The sequence below is a fragment of the Rhizobium sp. R339 genome (assembly GCF_002211395.1).
GTDB lineage: Bacteria > Pseudomonadota > Alphaproteobacteria > Rhizobiales > Rhizobiaceae > Rhizobium.
On record NZ_LOKV01000026.1, the window covers coordinates 227,576 to 247,283 of the forward strand.

General features: G+C 63.0%; 17 protein-coding genes. 13 read left to right on the forward strand and 4 right to left on the reverse strand.

Going from position 1 to position 19,708, the window contains the following annotated elements:
- Position 1 precedes the first annotated feature (1 nt).
- Positions 2 to 1,744: a chemotaxis protein gene (locus ATY76_RS28040; RefSeq protein WP_088677914.1), complete on the reverse strand. Its 1,743-nt coding sequence runs from the start codon at positions 1,742 to 1,744 to the stop codon at positions 2 to 4.
- Positions 1,745 to 2,085: 341 nt separating this feature from the next.
- Between ATY76_RS28040 and ATY76_RS28045 the strand changes: the two genes are divergently transcribed.
- The 10 genes from ATY76_RS28045 (at position 2,086) to ATY76_RS28090 (ending at position 13,723) form a co-directional block, all read left to right on the forward strand.
- Positions 2,086 to 2,415 (forward strand): STAS domain-containing protein, encoded by a 330-nt coding sequence (locus ATY76_RS28045; RefSeq protein WP_088677915.1) that lies wholly within the window; start codon positions 2,086 to 2,088, stop codon positions 2,413 to 2,415.
- Positions 2,412 to 2,780 carry a response regulator gene (locus ATY76_RS28050; protein ID WP_008533128.1) on the forward strand — a complete coding sequence of 123 codons (369 nt, stop codon included), beginning with the start codon at positions 2,412 to 2,414 and terminating at the stop codon, positions 2,778 to 2,780. Before ATY76_RS28045 ends, ATY76_RS28050 begins: the two co-directional genes overlap by 4 nt.
- Positions 2,777 to 4,813, forward strand: coding sequence for a chemotaxis protein CheA (locus ATY76_RS28055; protein WP_088677916.1), 2,037 nt, complete (start codon positions 2,777 to 2,779; stop codon positions 4,811 to 4,813). Before ATY76_RS28050 ends, ATY76_RS28055 begins: the two co-directional genes overlap by 4 nt.
- A complete protein-coding gene (locus ATY76_RS28060) occupies positions 4,810 to 5,319 on the forward strand; it encodes a chemotaxis protein CheW (protein WP_088677917.1) in 510 nt (169 codons plus the stop codon). The genes ATY76_RS28055 and ATY76_RS28060 overlap by 4 nt, the downstream gene beginning before the upstream one ends.
- 31 nt (positions 5,320 to 5,350) lie before the next feature.
- The gene (locus ATY76_RS28065) at positions 5,351 to 7,057 is read left to right on the forward strand and encodes a methyl-accepting chemotaxis protein (protein WP_088677918.1); all 1,707 of its coding nucleotides are present in this window, start codon (positions 5,351 to 5,353) and stop codon (positions 7,055 to 7,057) included.
- 248 nt (positions 7,058 to 7,305) lie between these two features.
- Positions 7,306 to 9,228: a methyl-accepting chemotaxis protein gene (locus tag ATY76_RS28070; protein WP_088677919.1), complete on the forward strand. Its 1,923-nt coding sequence runs from the start codon at positions 7,306 to 7,308 to the stop codon at positions 9,226 to 9,228.
- Positions 9,229 to 9,444: 216 nt separating this feature from the next.
- Entirely contained in the window at positions 9,445 to 11,253 is a 1,809-nt protein-coding gene (locus tag ATY76_RS28075; protein ID WP_088677920.1) for a methyl-accepting chemotaxis protein, read from the forward strand.
- A 2-nt stretch (positions 11,254 to 11,255) separates the two neighbouring features.
- Positions 11,256 to 11,732, forward strand: a complete 477-nt coding sequence (locus tag ATY76_RS28080) for a chemotaxis protein CheW (RefSeq protein ID WP_088677921.1) — start codon at positions 11,256 to 11,258, stop codon at positions 11,730 to 11,732.
- A gap of 27 nt (positions 11,733 to 11,759) precedes the next feature.
- Positions 11,760 to 12,617, forward strand: coding sequence for a CheR family methyltransferase (locus ATY76_RS28085; RefSeq protein ID WP_088677922.1), 858 nt, complete (start codon positions 11,760 to 11,762; stop codon positions 12,615 to 12,617).
- 8 nt (positions 12,618 to 12,625) lie between these two features.
- Positions 12,626 to 13,723: a chemotaxis response regulator protein-glutamate methylesterase gene (locus tag ATY76_RS28090; protein ID WP_088677923.1), complete on the forward strand. Its 1,098-nt coding sequence runs from the start codon at positions 12,626 to 12,628 to the stop codon at positions 13,721 to 13,723.
- Between the two features lie 76 nt (positions 13,724 to 13,799).
- Here ATY76_RS28090 and ATY76_RS28095 read toward each other — a convergent pair whose 3' ends face one another.
- Both ATY76_RS28095 and ATY76_RS28100 read right to left on the reverse strand, forming a co-directional pair.
- Positions 13,800 to 14,540: a 3-oxoacyl-ACP reductase family protein gene (locus ATY76_RS28095; RefSeq protein ID WP_088677924.1), complete on the reverse strand. Its 741-nt coding sequence runs from the start codon at positions 14,538 to 14,540 to the stop codon at positions 13,800 to 13,802.
- Positions 14,541 to 14,613: 73 nt separating this feature from the next.
- Positions 14,614 to 15,192 (reverse strand): TetR/AcrR family transcriptional regulator, encoded by a 579-nt coding sequence (locus ATY76_RS28100; RefSeq protein ID WP_088677925.1) that lies wholly within the window; start codon positions 15,190 to 15,192, stop codon positions 14,614 to 14,616.
- 214 nt (positions 15,193 to 15,406) lie between these two features.
- Here ATY76_RS28100 and ATY76_RS28105 point away from each other — a divergent pair, with 214 nt between their 5' ends.
- From ATY76_RS28105 to ATY76_RS28115, 3 genes are all read left to right on the forward strand, one after another.
- A complete protein-coding gene (locus ATY76_RS28105; protein WP_088677926.1) occupies positions 15,407 to 16,207 on the forward strand; it encodes an inositol monophosphatase family protein in 801 nt (266 codons plus the stop codon).
- 111 nt (positions 16,208 to 16,318) lie between these two features.
- Positions 16,319 to 17,422, forward strand: a complete 1,104-nt coding sequence (locus tag ATY76_RS28110; RefSeq protein WP_088677927.1) for a MotA/TolQ/ExbB proton channel family protein — start codon at positions 16,319 to 16,321, stop codon at positions 17,420 to 17,422.
- A gap of 3 nt (positions 17,423 to 17,425) precedes the next feature.
- Positions 17,426 to 18,457: a peptidoglycan -binding protein gene (locus ATY76_RS28115; RefSeq protein ID WP_088677928.1), complete on the forward strand. Its 1,032-nt coding sequence runs from the start codon at positions 17,426 to 17,428 to the stop codon at positions 18,455 to 18,457.
- Here the strand turns inward: ATY76_RS28115 and ATY76_RS28120 are convergent, their stop codons facing one another.
- Entirely contained in the window at positions 18,458 to 19,708 is a 1,251-nt protein-coding gene (locus tag ATY76_RS28120; protein ID WP_088677929.1) for a DUF6596 domain-containing protein, read from the reverse strand.

Below are 19,708 nucleotides of genomic sequence, written 5' to 3' on the forward strand. Positions count from 1 at the left end.
ATCAGAAAAGCGCGTCGGCGAAAAGATCCTCGTCGTCTTCGGCTTTCGGCGCCTCGGCCGGAGCGGCGGCAGCTTCCTCGCTCGCCGGGATGATGCCGCGATGGACATTGCGCTCCTGGACCATGGTGTAGAGCTTGAAGATCTTGCGGTCGAGCGGCGTGATCGTCTCGGTGAGGTCGGAGATGTCGGCGACGTCAGTACCGGCGGTGTTTTCGAGCAGATCGGCGCAGCGGGCGAGCACGTCGCCGAGATCATGCTGGAAATCGAGCTTGCCGATCAGCAGGCTGATCTTGGTGGCGACCTCGCGGCCATTCTCGGCAAGCACCTTCAACTCGCTTTCCATCGAGTTGGCGGCCGAGCGGATGTTGCCGACGGCCGATGTCAGGCTTTCTCCCAGGCCGCCGGCCTCGCCATCGGCCGCAGGTGCGACGCGGCCGGCCGCGGCTTCGAGCGCCGGCAGGCCGTTGACGATGGCATCGGCGGAATCGTCGAGCTTGCCGGCGAAGATGCGCAGCTCGGCGGTGACGACGTTGATCGACCTGCCTTCCTCGCCGAGGCGGCTGCAGCGCAGGTTGGTGTTCAGGGCCATATAATGGATATCGGTCTTGACGGCGCGGATATTGCCGATCGCCTCGAACAGCTTGGCGGCCGTGCCGATCGTCGACTGGCTGACCTGGTCGGCCTGCCGGCTTGCCGCATCGACCTGCTTCACGATCTCATGGGCGGCCGAGACGCTGGATTCCAGCGCGCGCATGAAGTTGCCGTCCGCCTCGCCGCTTTCGCCGCTCATCTGATCGCGCAGCTTGAGAATTTCCTTCATGTCGTGGTCGAAACTCGCGATCGTCTTCACGACGTTTTCCGAATCCCGCTGGAAATCGGCGCACATCTCGCTCATCTGCGCCGCAGTCAGATGATGAATGACGTTCTGGAGGCGCCGGCGCGCGCCGGCGTCGAGCTTGGAACCATCCTCGCCGGCAAAGAAATCCTCGAGCAGGGAGAAGGTCGCCTGCACGTGTTCGATGCGCTGCCGGGTGATGTCGCCGATCTGCAGGGCAGATAATGTCGAGGCGACCTTGGTCTGGACGCCGCGGGCGATCGCGCCGACTTCACGGGCAATGACGCCCAGATCCTTGCGGTGCCCGGCGATCTTGGCGGCATCGTCGCGCAGCGCTGCCGCGACGGCCGGAACGGTATCGGCATAGCCTCGGGAAACGCTGGCTCCGAGCGAAGCGGCGAGCTTGACCTCCTTCTCGAGGCTGTCGAGATGGGCGGCGAAACGGTTGACCTCGTCGGTGCCTGAATAGATGCGCTCCAGGATTTCCTGGGCGAAGCCGGCGAATTCGGGGAGGCCGGCGCCGGTGATCTTCACGGTCACGGCGAAGGTCCTGAGATAGCGCATCGTTTCCTGCATGTCGGTGACATGCTTGCGCAGCTCCCTGCCGGTCTGCGCCAGCGCGACGAGCGCCTGCTGACGGCTTTCCTCGGTGGCCGGCAGTGCCATCAGGCTTTCCACCGTTGCCCTGAGATCGGCGCTGGTGTCACTCGACTCCTTGTTGTCGAGGGTCTTGGTGACGCTTTCGAGCGAGTTCAACAGACGGTTGAGGACATCCATCACCGACAGCAGCACCGTCCCGCCTTCGAGGAAGCGTTCCTCGACTTGACTGCGGGCGGCCTCCAGAGTCTGGCTGATGTCCCGCCCCGATGTGTAGGCCGCAGCGTGCAGTGATACCTGAGCGTGTACCAACTTTTTACCTTTTCTTAAAACACAGGCAATTTGACTCTATTTTTACGGGCAGGATGGAAACGACCGGTAAACACGCCAGACTCGTCTGCGTTGTGATTAACGAAAGATGTGGAACCGATGCCGCGCAGATCCGCATAGCCGGCGATCATTCGTCAACATGCTGATTTCTATTCGTTTATTCGAAAATTCTGAGACAAAAATACAACTTATCCCCGATGAGAATTGGGAGTCGCGGGATCCGCTATACAGCCGTTTCATACAACCGCTGTTTACCCGCCATTAACGCTGCCGTGAGAGTCCTTTTAGGGTCATCAAGTATTTCCCTGGCCCAGGAGGCTGCATTGGATACTCCAAAGCAATATTACGAATCTATAAATCTCCCGGACGGGCTGAGTATTCGCTATGCGTCCGAATTATATTCCAGGATTTCTGACGAGTTTTATAGTAATGATGCGATCGTCATCAGCATTCCCGAAGGTGCGGAAGCGGATCTGAGTTTCGTTCAACTCGTCGAATCCTCGCGCCGTCAAGCAAAGGCCAAGGGAAAGACGTTCAAGCTATCTTCGCCGGCCAGCGGCTCAGTCCTGAAGGTACTTGAGCGCGCGGGTTTTATAGAATCCTTCGATCAAGAAGACGCAAATTTCTGGTTGCATAAAGAGGTGACGTTATGAGTGCAAATATCCTGACCGTAGACGATTCCGCCAGCATTCGCCTGACCACCAAGGTCACGCTGACCAATGCCGGCTACAGCGTCACCGAGGCGGTGAACGGGGCAGAGGGCCTAGCGGCGGCCAAGGGCAGCAGCTTCGATCTAATCGTGACCGATCTCAACATGCCTGTGATGGACGGGCTGACGATGATCGAGGAACTGCGCAAGCTGCCGGCGCAGGCAGGCGTGCCGATCATCTTCCTGACGACGGAATCGGACGCCGACCTCAAGGCCCGCGCCAAGGCTGCGGGCGCCACGGGCTGGCTGACCAAGCCGTTCGATCCTGAAAATCTGGTGAAGATCGTCAAAAAGGTCTTAGGAAGATGAGTACGCTCGATCCCGTCGCCGTATTCCGCATGGAAGCTGCCGAATGCCTCGAGGCGATCGAGGCCGGGCTTCTCGACCTGACGCACCAGCTCGACAACAAGGATCTGGTCGACGCCGTGTTCCGCGGGCTCCACACGCTCAAGGGCTCGGGCGCGATGTTCGGTTTCGAGGCGCTCGCCGCCTTCACCCATCATTGCGAAACGGCCTTCGACCGCGTCCGCAAGGGCGAGGTGGCGGCGACCAGCGAACTCGTCGCTGCCGTTCTCGCCGCCCAGGATCATATGCGTGCGCTCGTCGATCAGCCGGATGCCGATCATGGCGATACCGGGCAGAAGCTTCTGGCCCAGCTGCAGGCCGCCGTCGGCGGCAAGGCGCCGGCGCCGGCGGCAGCCGCCATTCCCCAGGTGGCACCAGTAAAAAAGAAGAACAGCTGGCGCATTCGCTTCAGCCTGCCGGTCAATTCGATGGCCAACGGCACCAATCCGCTCGGCCTGCTGGACGAGCTGCGCGATCTCGGCGAATGCACCGTGCGCGCCAACACCTCGGCCATTCCGCCTCTCGATGAGCTCACACCGACGGAACTCTATGTTTCCTGGGATGTGACGCTGACCAGCGAGCAGGACCGTTCGGCGATCGACGACGTCTTCATCTTCGTGCTCGACGATATGGAACTCAGCGTCGAGGAGATCGACGGCGCAGCGCCGGCAGTGGCTGCCCCTGTCGAAGCAAAGCCGGCGCCCACTCCTGTCGCCTCGGTAGCGCCGGCACCGGTTGCGCCGGCGGCCGTGCCGGAATTCCGCCCCGTCGAAGCGGTTCCCGTCAAGCGTGACGCGCCCGCCGCCGCCAGCCAGGCGAAGGCTGCCGAGAACGTGCGCGTCCCGGCCGAACGGCTCGACGAGCTGATGGACCGTGTCGGTGAGCTCGTCATCGCGCAATCGCGCCTCAGCCAGCTCGCCAGCGCCAGCGCCGATATCGCGCTGCGTTCCGTCTCGGAAGAAATCGAACGCCTTTCCGGCGAGTTGCGCGACACGATGATGGTGCTGCGCATGGTGCCGGTCGCGACCCTCTTCTCCCGCTTCCGCCGCCTTGTCCACGATCTCGCCCGCGAGACCGGCAAGGTGATCGAGCTGGTGACGGAGGGCGAAACCACCGAAGTCGACAAGACGGTCATCGAGCGCCTGGCCGATCCGCTGGTGCATCTGGTGCGCAACTCGATCGACCATGGTCTGGAAACGCCTGCCGATCGCCTGGCCGCCGGCAAGACCGAGGCCGGCACGGTGACGCTTTCGGCCCGCCAGGCCGGCGGCGAAGTGATCATCTCGATCAAGGACGACGGCCGCGGCATCAACCGCGAACGGGTTCGCGCCAAGGCGGAATCCTCCGGCCTGATCCATCCCGGCCAGCCGCTTTCGGACTCCGAGCTCCTGCAGCTGATCTTCGCGCCCGGCTTCTCGACGGCCGCGGCGATCACCAATCTGTCCGGCCGCGGCGTCGGCATGGACGTGGTCAAGAAGACGGTCGAGGCGTTGCGCGGCGCGATCGATATCGTCAGCGTGCCGGGGCAGGGTTCGGAAGTATCGCTGCGCATCCCGCTGACGCTGGCGATCATCGACGGCCTGCTGGTGCGTGTCGGCTCCGGCCGCTACGTCATCCCACTTTCGGCGGTCGAGGAATGCCTCGAACTGTCGCTCGAGGAAGATCTCCGCTCGCGCGGCCGCAGCTTCATCTCGCTGCGCGACAGTCTGGTGCCGTTCCTGCGCCTGCGCGATCTCTTCCGTACCGGCACCAAACCCGACGTGCATCAGAAGGTGGTGGTGATCTCGACCGGCACCGAGCGCGTCGGCCTCGTCGTCGACCAGATCATCGGCGACCACCAGACGGTGATCAAGTCGATGTCGAAACTGCACAACAATGTCGCGACCTTCTCGGGCGCGACCATTCTCGGCGACGGCAGCGTCGCTCTCATTCTCGACGTCGGGCACCTGGTTGCCGCGGGTCAGCAACAGGAGGCGCAATTGCGGGTAGCAGGATGAGTGCAGCAGCAACAGCCGAGCGTTTCGACAATCACTGGAGCTATGCCGAGGAAGTCGAGGTGCTGACCTTCGATCTCAATGGCGAGACCTTCGCGCTGGAAGCGGTCATCGTCCAGGAAATCCTGGACCTGCTTCCTGAGACCGCAGTGCCGGGCAGCCAGCCCTTCGTCGCGAGCGTCATCAACTTTCGCGGCAAGGTCATTCCGCTTGCCGACCTGCGCCTCGCCTTCGGGATGGAAGCGGCCGAAGCCACGATCGACAGCCGCTTCATCGTCATCGAGATCGATCTGCATGGCGAGCCGACGCTGGTCGGCCTCAGAACCGACAAGGTCAACGAGGTGACGACACTTGCGAAGACCGCGAGCGAGGCGCCGCCGAGCGTCGGCATGCGCTGGCGCGCCGACTACATCAACTGCCTGGTGAAGCGGGGTGGCGAGTTCATCATCCTTCCAAATCTGCAGGCGATTTTTTCATCGAGGCACGATGCGGCGGGGGCCGCAAACTGACGCCGGATGAATCCAAACGGGGGTTAAAACGATGAAACTGACAATCAAGACGAAGCTGGTGACTGCGTTCACCTTCATTATTCTCATGTTATTGGGCACTGCCGCTTATGGCATTTTCAGCCTCGGATCCTTGAACGATACGATCGGCAATCTTCTTGCCGGCCCGGCAGCCCGCCTCGACCTTGCGCAGCAGATCAACATCGCGCAGCTCGAGGCCATCCGCCAGCAGAAGAACCTGCTGACCGCCCGCACACCCGAAGAAAGTGCCGGTGCGATCGACAAGGGCAACCAGGCCCGCAAGGATTTCAGCGACGCCTTCAACCATGTGCTGGGGCTCGCCACCGAAGAAGGCAAGGCCCGCTGGGCGCGGATCGCCGAGCTTTCCAAGGCCTTCAACGCAGCCGACGACCAGATCCGCGACTATCTGAAGGCCGGCAATGCGGAGGGCGCAAACACCGTTTCCATCACGGCGGCGCGTGCTGCCGCCAACGATATCGACTCGACGCTCGCCGAAATTCTGGCGCTGGAAAAACAGCGCATGAAGGCCGCCGACGCCGATGCCGACGCGCAGTATGCGACGACACGCACGACGATGATCGCCGTCGCCGCCGTCGCATTGGTGATTGCCGCCATTACCGCCTTCTGGATCGCCAGCACGATCAGCAAGGGTCTCAGCCGCGCCAACACCGTGGTTCGCGAAGTATCCGAAGGCGACCTGACGAAGATGGCCGAGATCACCAGCCATGACGAAATCGGCGAGCTTCTCTCCAACGTCAACATCATGATCGAACGCCTGCGGGGCGTCGTCGCCGACGCGCTGTCGGCCGCCGAAAACGTCTCCTCCGGCAGCCAGCAGCTTTCGGCAAGCTCCGAACAGGTGTCGCAGGGCGCGACGGAACAGGCTGCTTCCGCTGAAGAAGCCTCGGCCTCGATGGAAGAGATGGCCGCCAACATCAAGCAGAACGCCGACAATGCGGCCCAGACGGAAAAGATCGCCCGCCAGTCGGCCAAGGATGCGGAAGCCAGCGGCGAAGCGGTGACACGCGCTGTCGACGCCATGCGCACGATCGCCCAGAAGATCAGCATCGTGCAGGAAATCGCCCGCCAGACCGATCTGCTGGCGCTGAACGCCGCCGTCGAAGCGGCCCGCGCCGGCGAGCACGGCAAGGGCTTTGCGGTGGTCGCGTCGGAAGTGCGCAAGCTTGCGGAGCGCAGCCAGTCGGCCGCAGCCGAAATCAGCTCGATGTCCGGCGATACCGTCAAGGCCGCGGCCGATGCCGGGGAGATGCTCGGCCGCCTGGTGCCCGACATCCGCAAGACGGCGGAACTCGTCTCCGAGATCAGCGCCGCCTGCCGCGAACAGGATATCGGCGCTTCGCAGATCAACGAAGCGATCCAGCAGCTCGACAAGGTGACGCAGCAGAATGCCGGCGCCTCCGAGCAGATGTCGGCGACCTCGGAAGAACTCGCCTCGCAGGCCGAAGAGCTGCAGACGTCGATCGCCTTCTTCAAGGTCGATACGACAGGCGGCGCACGGCCCGGCGCCCAGAAGACATCGAAAGGCCCGGCCAAGGTGCTCAAGGGTCCGGCCGGTGCCCGCAAGCTGGCTCCGCAGGCGCAAAGCCAGGGCCGAGGCCAGACGGTTTCGGCTCAGCAGCAGCGCCTCAAGGGTTTTGCTCTCGACATGTCGATGGGCGGTCCTGACGACGGCGACGACGATTTCAGGGAGAGTGCTTGAGCACCCCCCTGAGGGAAAGCGCGTGAACGCTTCCCCCTCATGCGATCCCTCGGGCTGCTCCGGTGGCCCGAGACGGAAATATCCCCAACGCGTGTAGGCGTTGGCGCAGCGACCGATGGATGTTCGGCTGCCGGGAAGTGAATGCAGTCGCTTTCCCCCTCTCAGACACATCACTCTGAAAGTTCGGCGTTCCCTGGACCGGAACGTCTCTCTATCCAATCGTTTTAGCGCATAGAATGGGGTATCACATGCGTTTCACCATTAAGCTCAAACTAGGCCTTGCCTTCGCAGTCATGACGCTGCTTTTGATCGGCATCGCGGTTTATGGAAGTCTGAGCCTCGGCACCTTGAACGAGGCGAGCGGCAACATGATCGATGGACCGGTGCGCCGCCTGGAACTGGCGCTCAATGCCAACATTGCCGAAGTCAACGCGATCCGCGCTCAGAAGAACGCGCTGCTTTCCACCGATCACGAGACCGCCGCTGGCTTCTACAAGGAAGCCGACCAGAATTTGCAGGCCCTCTTCGACACCATTGACGCCGGCCTTGCCATCGCCACGGCAGAAGGCAAGGTCCATTGGGAGAAGCTGCTGGCGATAGGCGGGAAATTCCGCGAAAAATCCGCCGAGCTGCAGCAGCTCGACGCAAGGGGCGACAAAGCAGGCGCGCTGGCGCTTTCGCTCGGCGATCTCAGGGTGATGACCGACGATATGGCTGGCGCGATCACTTCCCTGATCGAGATCCAGCGCAAGAGCATGCAGGCGACCGACCATGCCAACACCGAGCTTTACGACTCGACCAAGCTCATCCTCACCACGGCATCCGGTATCGCCGTGCTCGTGGCGCTCGGCGCCGCCTTGTGGATCACGCTCGGCATCAACAACGGCCTGCGGAAGATCACGAGCGTCGCAAACGCCGTGGCGATCGGCGATCTCAATCAGAAGGTCGACGTCAGGACCAATGACGAGATCAAGGATCTCATAGACACCGTCAACACCATGACCGCAAACCTCCGCGCGACGGCGGCCCTTGCCGACCAGATCGCCATGGGCGACCTGACGACCGATGCGAAGCCGCTCTCGGACAAGGATACGCTCGGCATCGCGATGCAGAGCATGATCGCCAACCTCAGAACCACCGCGGGGATCGCGGATCAGATCGCCAATGGCGACCTGACGGTGTCCCCGAAGCCGCTCTCCGACAAGGATGCTTTGGGCCTTGCGCTGGAGCAGATGGTCGAGCGGCTGCGCGGAGTCGTCGCCGACGCGATCTCGGCCGCCGAAAATGTTTCGGCCGGCAGCCAGGAGCTTTCGGCAAGCTCGGAGCAGGTGTCCCAGGGCGCCACGGAGCAGGCCGCTTCCGCCGAAGAAGCTTCCGCGTCGATGGAGGAGATGGCCTCGAACATCAAGCAGAACGCCGACAATGCGGCGCAGACGGAAAAGATCGCCCGCCAATCCGCCAAGGATGCGGAAGCCAGCGGCGAGGCCGTCTCCCGCGCGGTCGATGCCATGCGCACGATCGCCCAGAAGATCGGCATCGTGCAGGAAATCGCCCGCCAGACCGATCTGCTGGCGCTGAACGCCGCCGTCGAAGCGGCCCGCGCCGGCGAGCACGGCAAGGGCTTTGCGGTGGTCGCGTCGGAAGTGCGCAAGCTTGCGGAGCGCAGCCAGTCGGCGGCGGCTGAAATCAGCTCGATGTCGAGCGATACCGTGACGGCCGCCCAGGAAGCCGGCGAAATGCTCGGGCGCCTGGTGCCCGACATCCGCAAGACGGCCGAGCTGGTTTCGGAGATCAGTGCGGCCTGCCGCGAGCAGGATATCGGCGCGGCGCAGATCAACGAGGCGATCCAGCAGCTCGACAAGGTGACGCAGCAGAATGCCGGCGCCTCCGAGCAGATGTCGGCAACCTCGGAAGAGCTCGCCTCGCAGGCGGAAGAACTGCAGACGTCGATCGCCTTCTTCAAGGTCGACATGGCAGGGGCGCGCCGCGAGCGTGCGCCGGCTGCAAAGGTCGCTGCCCGTGGCCGGGCGCAGGCAGCACCGCGCAAGCCGGCCGGCAAGGCGCCGATCAATACGGTTGCCGGTCAGCAGGCCCGTGTGAAGGGCTTTGCCCTCGACATGTCGATGGGCGGCCCCGACTCGGTCGACGAGGAGTTCAGGGAGAGCGCTTAAGGGCGCTCTCGGGGGAAGCTCATCAGCGCTATCTCCCTTCGCAATTGTCATGGGCCAGCCAGCATGGCCCGTGACGCAGGCTTTCGGCGCTTGGGGAAGCGACACGGAAGTTTATTCATGTCGTCCGTCGGTTGCGCCGGATGGAATTTCTTTGCTGCATGATGCCGCACCACTTGGACCATATTTATTGCTTCGCTCTCTGAGAGGAATATTGAGATGCGTATTACGATCAAACTCAAACTCGCGGCTGCATTCGGCTTTGTCATATTGTTGCTGGTGGGCAGCGCGGCCTATGGAATATTGAGTCTCAGTTCACTGAACGACGCTGTCGGCAACCTTGTTTCCGGTCCTGCCAAAAGGCTGGAACTGGCTCTGGAAGCAAAGACCGCCGAGCTCGATGCTGTTCGCTGGCAGAAAAACGCCCTTCTCGAAATGGATCCCGAAGCCGTCAGGAAGGACTATCAGAATGCCGCGAAGAGCGTGGACGAAATGATCGCGTTCGTGACAAGCGGCCAACAGCTCGCAACTCCCGAGGGCAAGCCGAGTTGGGACAGGCTGCTCGATCTCGCCAAACGGTTCGACGAAGGCTCCAACAGAGTTGCCTCTATCCAGGAAGGCGGCGACAGGGCAGGAGCCGTGGCGCTTTCCTCGGGAGAGGTTCGCGGCCTCGTCCTGGAGCTTGAAGACGTTTTCGAGACGCTCGTCACGCTTCAGCAGAAAGCGATGGCCCAAGCCGATAACGACACCGACATCCTCTACAGTTCGACGAAGAATACGCTGATCGGTGTAGCGATCGGGGCTTCCGTCATTGCTTTCGCCGCTGCACTTTGGATCGCGCTCGGGATCAACAGCGGCCTGCGCAAGATCATGAACGTTGCCAGCGCCGTCGCGATCGGCGACCTGAACCAGAAGGTCGAGATCAGGACCAACGACGAGATCAAGGACCTGGTCAACACGATCAATGTCATGACGGACAACCTTCGTGCCACAGCCGACATCGCTACGCAGATTGCCGGCGGCGACCTGATGGTGGCGCCGAAGCCGCTTTCGGAGAAGGATACGCTCGGCATTGCGCTCGAGCAGATGGTCGAGCGCCTGCGTGGTGTCGTCGCCGATGCGATCGCGGCCGCCGAGAATGTTTCGGCCGGCAGCCAGGAGCTTTCGGCAAGCTCGGAACAGGTATCGCAGGGCGCCAGCGAACAGGCGGCTTCGGCCGAAGAGGCCTCGGCCTCGATGGAGGAGATGGCCGCCAACATCAAGCAGAACGCCGACAACGCCGCTCAGACGGAAAAGATCGCCCGTCAGTCCGCCAAGGATGCCGAGATGAGCGGCGAAGCGGTGTCGCGCGCCGTGCAGGCAATGCGGACCATCGCCGAAAAGATCAGCATCGTCCAGGAAATCGCCCGCCAGACCGACCTGCTGGCGCTGAACGCCGCCGTCGAAGCGGCGCGTGCGGGCGAACATGGCAAGGGGTTTGCGGTCGTCGCTTCGGAAGTGCGCAAGCTTGCCGAACGCAGCCAATCGGCCGCCGCCGAAATCAGCTCGATGTCCGGCGACACGGTCAAGGCTGCCCAGGACGCCGGCGACATGCTCGGTCGGCTGGTGCCCGATATCCGCAAGACCGCGGAACTGGTTGCCGAGATCAGCGCCGCCTGCCGTGAACAGGATATCGGCGCCGGCCAGATCAACGAAGCGATCCAGCAGCTCGATCGGGTGACGCAGCAGAATGCCGGCGCCTCCGAGCAGATGTCTGCGACCTCTGAAGAACTCGCAAGCCAGGCAGAAGAGCTGCAGACGTCGATCGCCTTCTTCAAGGTCGATACGGCTGGCGATCGTCAATCCCGCGTGCCGGCTGCCAGGATGAAGGCCCGCAATCCGGTACCCGCCACTGGGCGCAGCCTCGGCGGCAGGAGGCCCGCGGCCAATAGCGTCGCTGGCCAGCAAGCGCGGGCAAAGGGCTTCGCTCTCGATCTCTCCATGGGTGGTCCCGATGATGGGGACGCCGAATTCAAGGAAAGCGCCTAAACATGGCCCCAACAACTCTGGAAGCGCAATTCGTGACCTTCAGCCTCGGCGAAGAGATTTTCGCCGTGCCGGTTGAGGTCGTAAGGGAAATCCTCGACTATGCGGAAGCTTTCAAAATTCCGAACGGTCCCGACTATCTGCTCGGCCTGCGCGATGTGCGCGGGCAGGGCGTGCCGACGATCGATCTTCGATTGAAGCTCGGCATGACGAAGACCGAGCCGACGCCGCACACGCGGGTGCTCGTCCTCGACGTGCCGATGGAAAGCCGGCTGCTGACGCTGGGCCTCGTTGCCGACCGCGTCTTCGAGGTCACGCCGTTCCGGCGTGACCAGATCGAGGCGGCGCCCGATATCGGCGTGCGCTGGCGTTCGGACTATATTGCCGGCGTCGTCCGCCGTGAAAACGGTTTTGTCGTCATCATCGATCTCGCGCGGCTGCTGTCGCGCGAGGACGCCTCGGCATTGCAATCGGCGGCCTGACCGCGTCAACCCGGAGTACCGCGTTTTATGAGTATGGCAGCAGCGGTGGAAACCCAATTGCCGGGCGATCGGATCAGCGAGCGCAATTTCGATAAGCTTGCCCGGTTCATCTACGACTATAGCGGCATCAAGATGCCGCCGACCAAGCTGACGATGCTCGAAGGGCGGCTGCGACGCCGCCTTCGGGCAACCAATCATGCGACTTTCGACGATTATTGCGACTTTCTGTTCAATCAGGACGGTCTTGCCCAGGAAACCGTCTACCTGATCGATGTGGTGACGACCAACAAGACCGACTTCTTCCGGGAAGCCAAGCATTTCGACTACATGCAGACGGTAGCGCTGCCGACGATTGCAAATAGCGGCGTGCGCACCATCCGCACCTGGAGCTCGGCCTGCTCGACGGGGGCCGAACCCTATACGATGGCGATGGTGCTGGCGGAATTTGCGGAAACCCGCAACGACGTTTCCTACAGCGTGCTTGCCACCGACCTTTCCACCGACGTGCTGCAGACGGCGCGCCGGGGCATCTATCCGGAAGACCTGATCGCGCCCGTGCCGCGCGATCTGCAGCGCAAATATGTGCTGGTCGCCAAGCAGCCGGGCCGCAGGGAGGTGCGCATAAATCCGAAGCTGCGCGGCAGGGTGGGTTTTGCCCGGATGAACCTGATGGACGAGAAATATCCGGTCGGCGACTTGATGAACATCATCTTCTGCCGCAACGTGCTGATCTACTTCGACAAGCAGACCCAGGCCGGCGTGCTCAACCGCCTCTGCGATTGCCTGGCGAAGGGCGGCTATATGTTCATCGGCCATTCCGAGTCGATCACCGGCTTCGACCTGCCGCTGAAGCAGGTCTCGAACACGGTGTTCCAGCGTATCTAGAGGCATTTATGCGCAAGAAAATCCGTGTTCTGATCATCGACGATTCCGCCAGCATCCGTCAGACGCTGACGCATGTGCTGGAGCAGGATCCCGATATCGAGATCATGGGAGTGGCCTCCGACCCTTTCGTGGCGGCTCGCAAGCTGCTTGAGGAGGTTCCCGATGTCATCACGCTCGATGTCGAGATGCCGCGCATGGACGGCATCACTTTCCTGCGCAAGCTGATGGCGCAGCGGCCGATCCCGGTCGTCATGTGCTCGTCGCTGACCGAAGCGGGCTCGCAAACCCTGATCCAGGCGCTGGAGGCCGGTGCCGTCGACGTCATTCTGAAATCGAAGATCGGGGCCGCCGACAGTCTGTCCGATGATGCGATACGCATTCGCGAAATCGTCAAGAGCGCCTCGTATGCACGGCTTACCACCGTCCGCCGTGCCGCTGGAACCGTCCGCTCCGCTTCGGCCGAGGGGCCGGCCAAGAAGTTGACGGCGGATGCGATGCTGCCGCCGCCGACGGGAAAGGCGATGGCGAAGACGACCGAGATGGTCGTCTGCGTCGGCGCCTCCACCGGCGGTACGGAGGCGCTGCGCGAATTCCTGGAGGAGTTGCCCGCCAATGCGCCCGGCATGGTGATCGTCCAGCATATGCCGGAGAGATTCACCGACGCTTTCGCCAAACGGCTGAACGGGCTCTGCGAAGTCGAGGTCAAGGAAGCTGTAGACGGCGACCCGGTGCTGCGCGGGCATGTGCTGATTGCGCCCGGCGATAAGCATACGCTGCTGGAACGCCAGGGCGCACGCTATTATGTGAGCGTGAAGACCGGACCGCTGGTGTCGCGTCACCGGCCTTCCGTCGACGTGCTGTTCCGCTCGGCGGCGCGCTCGGCCGGTTCGAATGCCATGGGCATCATCATGACCGGTATGGGCGACGACGGCGCGCGCGGCATGCTGGAAATGCATCAGGCCGGCGCTTACACGGTAGCACAGGACGAGGCGAGTTCGATTGTATTCGGCATGCCGAAGGAAGCGATCGCCAAAGGCGGCGTCGATCGCATCCTTCCGCTCGATCAGATCGCTCGTGAAGTGATGCTGACACAGCAGAGGTTCTGAGATCGGTTTCGAGCGGAACGGACCGAACCGGCGGCATCAACGGATGCGGCCGGTTGGATTATCTTTTTGTCTCGGATCAGGCGAGGTAACCGCCGTCGATCGTCAGGCTGGCGCCGGTGACGAAGCCGGCTTCGGCGCTCGCGAGGTAAGCGGCAAGTCCGGCTATCTCCCGGTCTTCGCCCAAGCGACCGAGTGCCATGAGCGGCTTGAGCCGTTCGTGGTCATCCTCATGAGGGTTCATGTCGGTCTGGGTGGGGCCGGGCTGAATATTGTTCACGGTGATGCCGCGCGGGCCGAGATCGCGGGCAAGACCGCGCGTCATGGAAGCGATCGCGCCTTTCGTCATGCTGTAGACGGCGGACGTCGGAAAGCCGCTGCGCTCAGCGGTGACGCTGCCGATGGTGATGATGCGGCCACCGTGCTTCATATGCCTTGCCGCTGCCTGGATGCCCACGAAGGCCGCCCGGACATTGATGGCGAACATGCGGTCGAAATCCTCCAGCGAATATTCCTCGAGCGGGTTGAGGATGAGGATGCCGGCATTGCTGACGAGAATATCGAGACCGCCGAAATGTTCGACCGTCAGTTCAACGGCGTGCTGCACTGCTTTCGTATCGGCGCTGTCGGCATGGATCGACAGGGTCTTGCTGCCCGCCATTGCCAGTTCGTCGACGATCTTCTTCGCCTTGTCTTGCGAACTTGCATAAGTGAAAGCGACTGCGGCGCCGTCGGCAGCGAGCCTTCGCACGATGGCTGCGCCGATGCCGCGCGAGCCGCCGGTGACCAGAGCAACCTTGCCGGAAAGTGATTGAGACATGAGACTTCCTTTCTATTTTGGATCATTTAGTCTAGAATTGGACATGCGAATTCCAGCCGGCGCCCTTACTTCGTCAGCGGAGGCTTCTGATGGCCATTCGTGCGATGCCGCGAAGTGTTTCGGGCGAAGCGCCGTTACGGGCGCTTACCTTCATGCCCGACAGGGTGGCGCCGAGAAAGTGGACGGCATCGGCCATGTCGACATCCGTTGCGAGGTCTCCGGCGTTGCGCGCCTCGCCAAGCAAGGTCTCCATCGCCGCGCGAAGCGCATGGCCGGCGCTGTCCGTCAAGGCTGCGACCTCTTTGTCGGTCCGGCCGAACTCGCAGATGGCGCTGACGCCGAGGCAGCCGCGGCGGGCCTCGGCAGCGGGACGGCAGGCGAAGGCCACGAGTGCGCCTTCCAGCGCTTCGATCGGCTTGGCCTCGCGGCGCAGATCGGCCAGAATCTTGCCGATGCTATCGGCGTTGTAGCGCTTCAGCGCTTCGAGATAGAGGCCGCGCTTATCGCCGAAAGTATCATACATGCTCTGCCGGCTGATCTTCATCGCCGTCAGCAGTCGGTCCGTCGAAGTGCCTTCATAACCATGTTCGGAAAACATGCCGATGGCGGCATGAAGGGCGGTGTCGCGATCGAATTCCTTGTGTCTTGCCATAGGAGAGTTGCTAGCATTTCCGGACTGATCTGTCCAGAATAAATTAACTGCATGCACCACTGCATGTCTGCCATTTGCGCCTCCCCTTGAAATTTCCGCGATTTTGTGGTCTTGAGGCCGCCAATCTTTGCAGCGCTGCCTGTCATGCATGTTCAGGGACATTTCCCGCCCCTGGCAGCGCGCGCCTCATATCAGTCCCAAGGAAAATGCGCAGATGGCCCGTTCAGCTCTTCTCAATGTCATGGTTCAGGCTGCCCTCAAGGCAGGAAAATCGCTGGGGCGTGATTTCGGCGAAGTGCAGAACCTGCAGGTTTCCGTGAAGGGACCTGGCGATTTCGTTTCCACCGCCGACCGCAAGGCCGAGAAGATCGTTCGGGAAGAGCTGCTCAAGGCGCGTCCGACCTATGGCTTCCTCGGTGAGGAAGGTGAGGAGATCAAGGGCACGGACGGCGCGCATCGCTGGATCGTCGATCCGCTCGACGGCACGACCAATTTCCTGCACGGCATTCCGGCCTTTGGAGTTTCGATCGCGCTCGAGCGCAATGGCGAGATCGTCGCGGCGGTCGTCTTCAATCCGGCGACGGACGAGCTTTTCACTGCCGAGCGCGGCGGCGGCGCCTTCCTCAACGACCGGCGTCTGCGCGTCGCCGCGCGCCGGGCATTGTCGGACTGCGTCATCGGCTGCGGCGTGCCGGCGCTCGGCAAGCGCAATCACGGCAAGTTCCTGGTCGAACTCCGCCACGTGATGGGCGAGGTGGCCGGCATCCGCCGGCTCGGCTCGCCGACGCTCGATCTTGCCTATGTCGCCGCCGGCCGTTTCGATGGTTTCTGGGAAGCGGAGCTTGCCCCCTGGGACATGGCGGCGGGCATCCTGCTCATCCGCGAAGCCGGCGGTTTCGCCACCGACTGGGACGGCGGAACGGCCATTTTGGAGAGCGGCGCGATCGTCGCCGGCAACGAAGCCATCCACAAGGCGTTGATCGAAGTCATCAAGCGGCCGATCCCTGCCAAGTGAGCTGACGAAATCCGTCTGTTGTAAACTCACGGTTTTCAGCCCGGCATACTTCAATTCGGCACAATGTTGCTCTAGTCTCCGCCAGCAATGAGTTCGGAGGCTGCTGAACCTATGGAAAATGTGAATGTGGCGGAGATCGGCTCCACCGAAAAGACGACGGGCGGCTACGCCCACAGGCTTTCCAGCCCTATGCCATTCCTCTGGACGATGCTGCTCTTCCTCGTCATCGTCGGTTTCATTGCCGCCATCCTCTTCCGGCAGACGCAGACCGCCTTCATGCACAATCCGGGCCTTAACGGCCTGATCCTCGGCGTTCTCGCGGTCGGCATCATCCTCGTTTTCAACCATGTGCTGGCGCTTCGCCCCGAAGTGCGCTGGTTCAATTCCTTCCGCGCCGCCGGCAGCGCCGACAAGGTCAACCGCAATCCGCGGCTGCTTGCGCCGATGCGCGCCCTGATCGGCAGCCGCAAAAGCTCGGTGGCGCTGTCGACGACCGCGCTGCGTTCGATCCTCGATTCGATCGCCACTCGTCTCGACGAATCGCGCGACGTCTCGCGCTATCTGATCGGTCTCCTGGTCTTCCTCGGCCTGCTCGGCACCTTCTGGGGCCTCATCGGCACGATCGGTTCGATCAGCACCGTCATCCAGTCGCTCGATGCGGGCTCGAACGGAACGGGAGACGTGCTCTCGGCGCTGAAGGAGGGGCTTTCCATGCCGCTTTCGGGCATGGGCCAGGCCTTCTCCTCGTCGCTGCTCGGCCTTTCCGGTTCGCTCATTCTCGGCTTTCTCGACCTGCAGGCCGGCCGCGCGCAGAACCGCTTCTACATGGAGCTGGAAAACTGGCTCTCCTCGGTCACCGATGTCGGCTCCGATCTGGCGCCGGCCCTCGAGGCCGTTTCCGGCTCCTCCTCGGAGGATATGCGCGCGCTCTCCGAGTACCTGCGCAAGGCCTCCGAAGAGGGCGGCGTCGGCAGCCAGCGTTCCGTCGCGGCCATGGCGAGCCTTGCCGAAGGTATTCAGGGGCTCGTCAAGAACATGCGCAACGAGCAGCAGATGCTGCGCGACTGGATCGAGGCGCAGCAGGACGAGGCGAAGGCGATGCGCCGCACGCTCGACCGGCTGGCCGAACGCATCGGCCTGCAGGAGCGCGGAGGCGAGAAGACCGAGCGCCAGCGCGACCGCGCAAGCCAGACAGAGAAGAGCGAGGGCAAGTAAGCCATGGCTCTTGCCCGCAACCGCCGCCGCGAACGCACGGTGGATTATTGGCCGGGCTTCGTCGATGCGCTGTCGACGCTGCTCATCGCCATCATGTTCCTGCTGACGGTCTTCGTCGTCGGCCAATTCATCCTCAGCCGCGAGATCACAGGGCGCGACGAGGTGCTGAACCGCCTCAACAGCCAGATCAACGAACTGACGCAGCTGCTGGCGCTCGAAAAGGGCAGCAATCAGGATCTTCAGGATTCAGTCGCCAACCTGCAGGCTTCGCTTGCCACCGCCGAGGGCGAGCGCTCGCGGCTGCAGGCACTCCTGAGCGCCGGCTCCGGCGGTCAGGATGCGGCCCAGAAGCGGATCGGCGCGATGACGCAGGAGCTCGACGAGCAGAAGCAGGTGAGCGAGCGGGCGCTGAGCCAGGTCGAGCTTTTGAACCAGCAGATCGCCGCCCTTCGCAGTCAGATCGCCGCCGTCGAAGCGGCGCTCCAGGCATCCGAGGAGAAGGACCGGGTCTCGCAGACCAAGATCGCCGATCTCGGCAGCCGCCTCAACGTGGCGCTCGCCGCGCGCGTGCAGGAGCTTAACCGCTACCGCTCCGACTTCTTCGGCCGCCTGCGTGAAATCCTGTCCGACCGCGAAAATATCCGCATCGTCGGCGACCGGTTCGTCTTCCAGTCGGAAGTGCTGTTTCCCTCGGGGGGCGCGGATCTCAATCCGGAAGGCCAGACGGAGATGGCGAAGCTCGCCGCAGCACTGCTCGATCTCGCCAAGGAAATTCCGCCCGAGATCAACTGGGTGCTGCGCGTCGACGGCCATACCGACAACGTGCCGCTTGCCGGAACCGGCCGCTTCCGCGACAACTGGGAACTTTCCTCGGAGCGTGCAATTTCGGTGGTCAAATTCCTGATCGGACAGGGCGTGCCGGCCGATCGGCTCGTCGCCGCCGGTTTCGGCGAGTTCCAGCCGATCGCTCCGGGCGATACGCCGGATGCCCGCGCCACCAACCGCCGCATCGAATTGAAGCTGACCGAGAAATGATCAGCCCGGCGCGGCCTGTGGCAACTGCTTCAGCCGGCCGGTGAGGTAGTCGCGTACGGCGGGACTGTCGCTGAGGCCGATCGCCGTCATATAGGCCTCGGCTGCAGCGGGGTTATCGCCAGCGCGCGCCAAAAGGAAGGCGCGCACGGCCCAATAGGGCTGATAGGCTGAGACATCGCGCGGATCGAGCCTGTCGAGTTGCTCCAGGCCGGCTGCGGCGCTCGCCGCCCTGCCGATCACCGCAGCCTGACCGACACGCGCGCCGAGCGTCGGCTTCATCATCACCAGCGCCGCATAAAGCGTCGCCAGCGCTTGCCAGTCGGTCGCCCCGGAGAGCCGGCGCGCCGCGTGCACGGACTGAATCGCCGCTTGGCACTGAAACGGGCCGAAACGATCGAAGCCTCCGGCCTTGCGCAGCAGCGCATCCGCTTCCGCGATCATGATCGCGTTCCACGTCACCGTGTTCTGCTCGTCCAGCGGCACATACCGGCCATCAGTGTCGCGCCGGCCGTTGCGGCGGGCTTCGCAGTGAAGTATCAGCGAGAGGAGGCCGATCGCTTCCGGCTCGTTGGGCAGTACCGCCAGAAGCGCCCGTCCGAGCCAGATCGCCTCATCCGCAAGCGCTTGGCGCTCTTCTTCACCATCGACGCCGTCCCAGCCGAGACCATAGGCGGCGTAGATCGCCGAAAGCACGGCGGCAAGCCGCTCCGGCAAGGCGGAGCGAGGCGGAACGGCAAAGGGAATGCCGGCATCCCGGATCTTCATCTTGGCCCGCACCAGTCGCTGGCCCATCGCTTCCGGTGAAACGACAAAAGCGCGTGCGATCGTTTTCGCCTCGATGCCGAGCACGGTCTGTAGCATCAGCGCCGTATGCACGGAGCTGTCGATGGCGGGATGGGTGCAGGCGAAAAGCAGCTTCAGGCGCTCATCGGGAAAGACGGCTTTCTCGGCCGCGTTCATACGCTCCTCCGCGTCTTCGAAGGCAACCGATATCGTCGCTTGCGCATTGGCCGCGACGCTGCGGCGGCGGGCAGCCTGGGCCAGGTTGCGGCGTGCGGCCACCAGCAGCCAGGCTTCGGGCTTGTCGGGGACGCCGCGTTCGGGCCAGACGCGCAAAGCGGAAGCCAGCGCTTCCGACAATGCGTCTTCGGCCGCCGGCACATCGCGCGAGCGGGCGGCGAGAAAGGCGATCAGCTTGCCGTAGGATTGACGCGCCACCTGCTCGGCGGCGCGTCCGGCGTCGGGCGGCAT

Coding starts and splice junctions, on each gene's coding strand:
- ATY76_RS28050 (WP_008533128.1), top strand. CDS start 2,412: ATGAGTGCAAATATCCTGACCGTAGACGATTCCGCCAGCATTCGCCTG.
- ATY76_RS28055 (WP_088677916.1), top strand. CDS start 2,777: ATGAGTACGCTCGATCCCGTCGCCGTATTCCGCATGGAAGCTGCCGAA.
- ATY76_RS28060 (WP_088677917.1), top strand. CDS start 4,810: ATGAGTGCAGCAGCAACAGCCGAGCGTTTCGACAATCACTGGAGCTAT.
- ATY76_RS28065 (WP_088677918.1), top strand. CDS start 5,351: ATGAAACTGACAATCAAGACGAAGCTGGTGACTGCGTTCACCTTCATT.
- ATY76_RS28070 (WP_088677919.1), top strand. CDS start 7,306: ATGCGTTTCACCATTAAGCTCAAACTAGGCCTTGCCTTCGCAGTCATG.
- ATY76_RS28075 (WP_088677920.1), top strand. CDS start 9,445: ATGCGTATTACGATCAAACTCAAACTCGCGGCTGCATTCGGCTTTGTC.
- ATY76_RS28080 (WP_088677921.1), top strand. CDS start 11,256: ATGGCCCCAACAACTCTGGAAGCGCAATTCGTGACCTTCAGCCTCGGC.
- ATY76_RS28085 (WP_088677922.1), top strand. CDS start 11,760: ATGAGTATGGCAGCAGCGGTGGAAACCCAATTGCCGGGCGATCGGATC.
- ATY76_RS28090 (WP_088677923.1), top strand. CDS start 12,626: ATGCGCAAGAAAATCCGTGTTCTGATCATCGACGATTCCGCCAGCATC.
- ATY76_RS28095 (WP_088677924.1), bottom strand. CDS start 14,540: ATGTCTCAATCACTTTCCGGCAAGGTTGCTCTGGTCACCGGCGGCTCG.
- ATY76_RS28100 (WP_088677925.1), bottom strand. CDS start 15,192: ATGGCAAGACACAAGGAATTCGATCGCGACACCGCCCTTCATGCCGCC.
- ATY76_RS28105 (WP_088677926.1), top strand. CDS start 15,407: ATGGCCCGTTCAGCTCTTCTCAATGTCATGGTTCAGGCTGCCCTCAAG.
- ATY76_RS28110 (WP_088677927.1), top strand. CDS start 16,319: ATGGAAAATGTGAATGTGGCGGAGATCGGCTCCACCGAAAAGACGACG.
- ATY76_RS28115 (WP_088677928.1), top strand. CDS start 17,426: ATGGCTCTTGCCCGCAACCGCCGCCGCGAACGCACGGTGGATTATTGG.
- ATY76_RS28120 (WP_088677929.1), bottom strand. CDS start 19,708: ATGCCGCCCGACGCCGGACGCGCCGCCGAGCAGGTGGCGCGTCAATCC.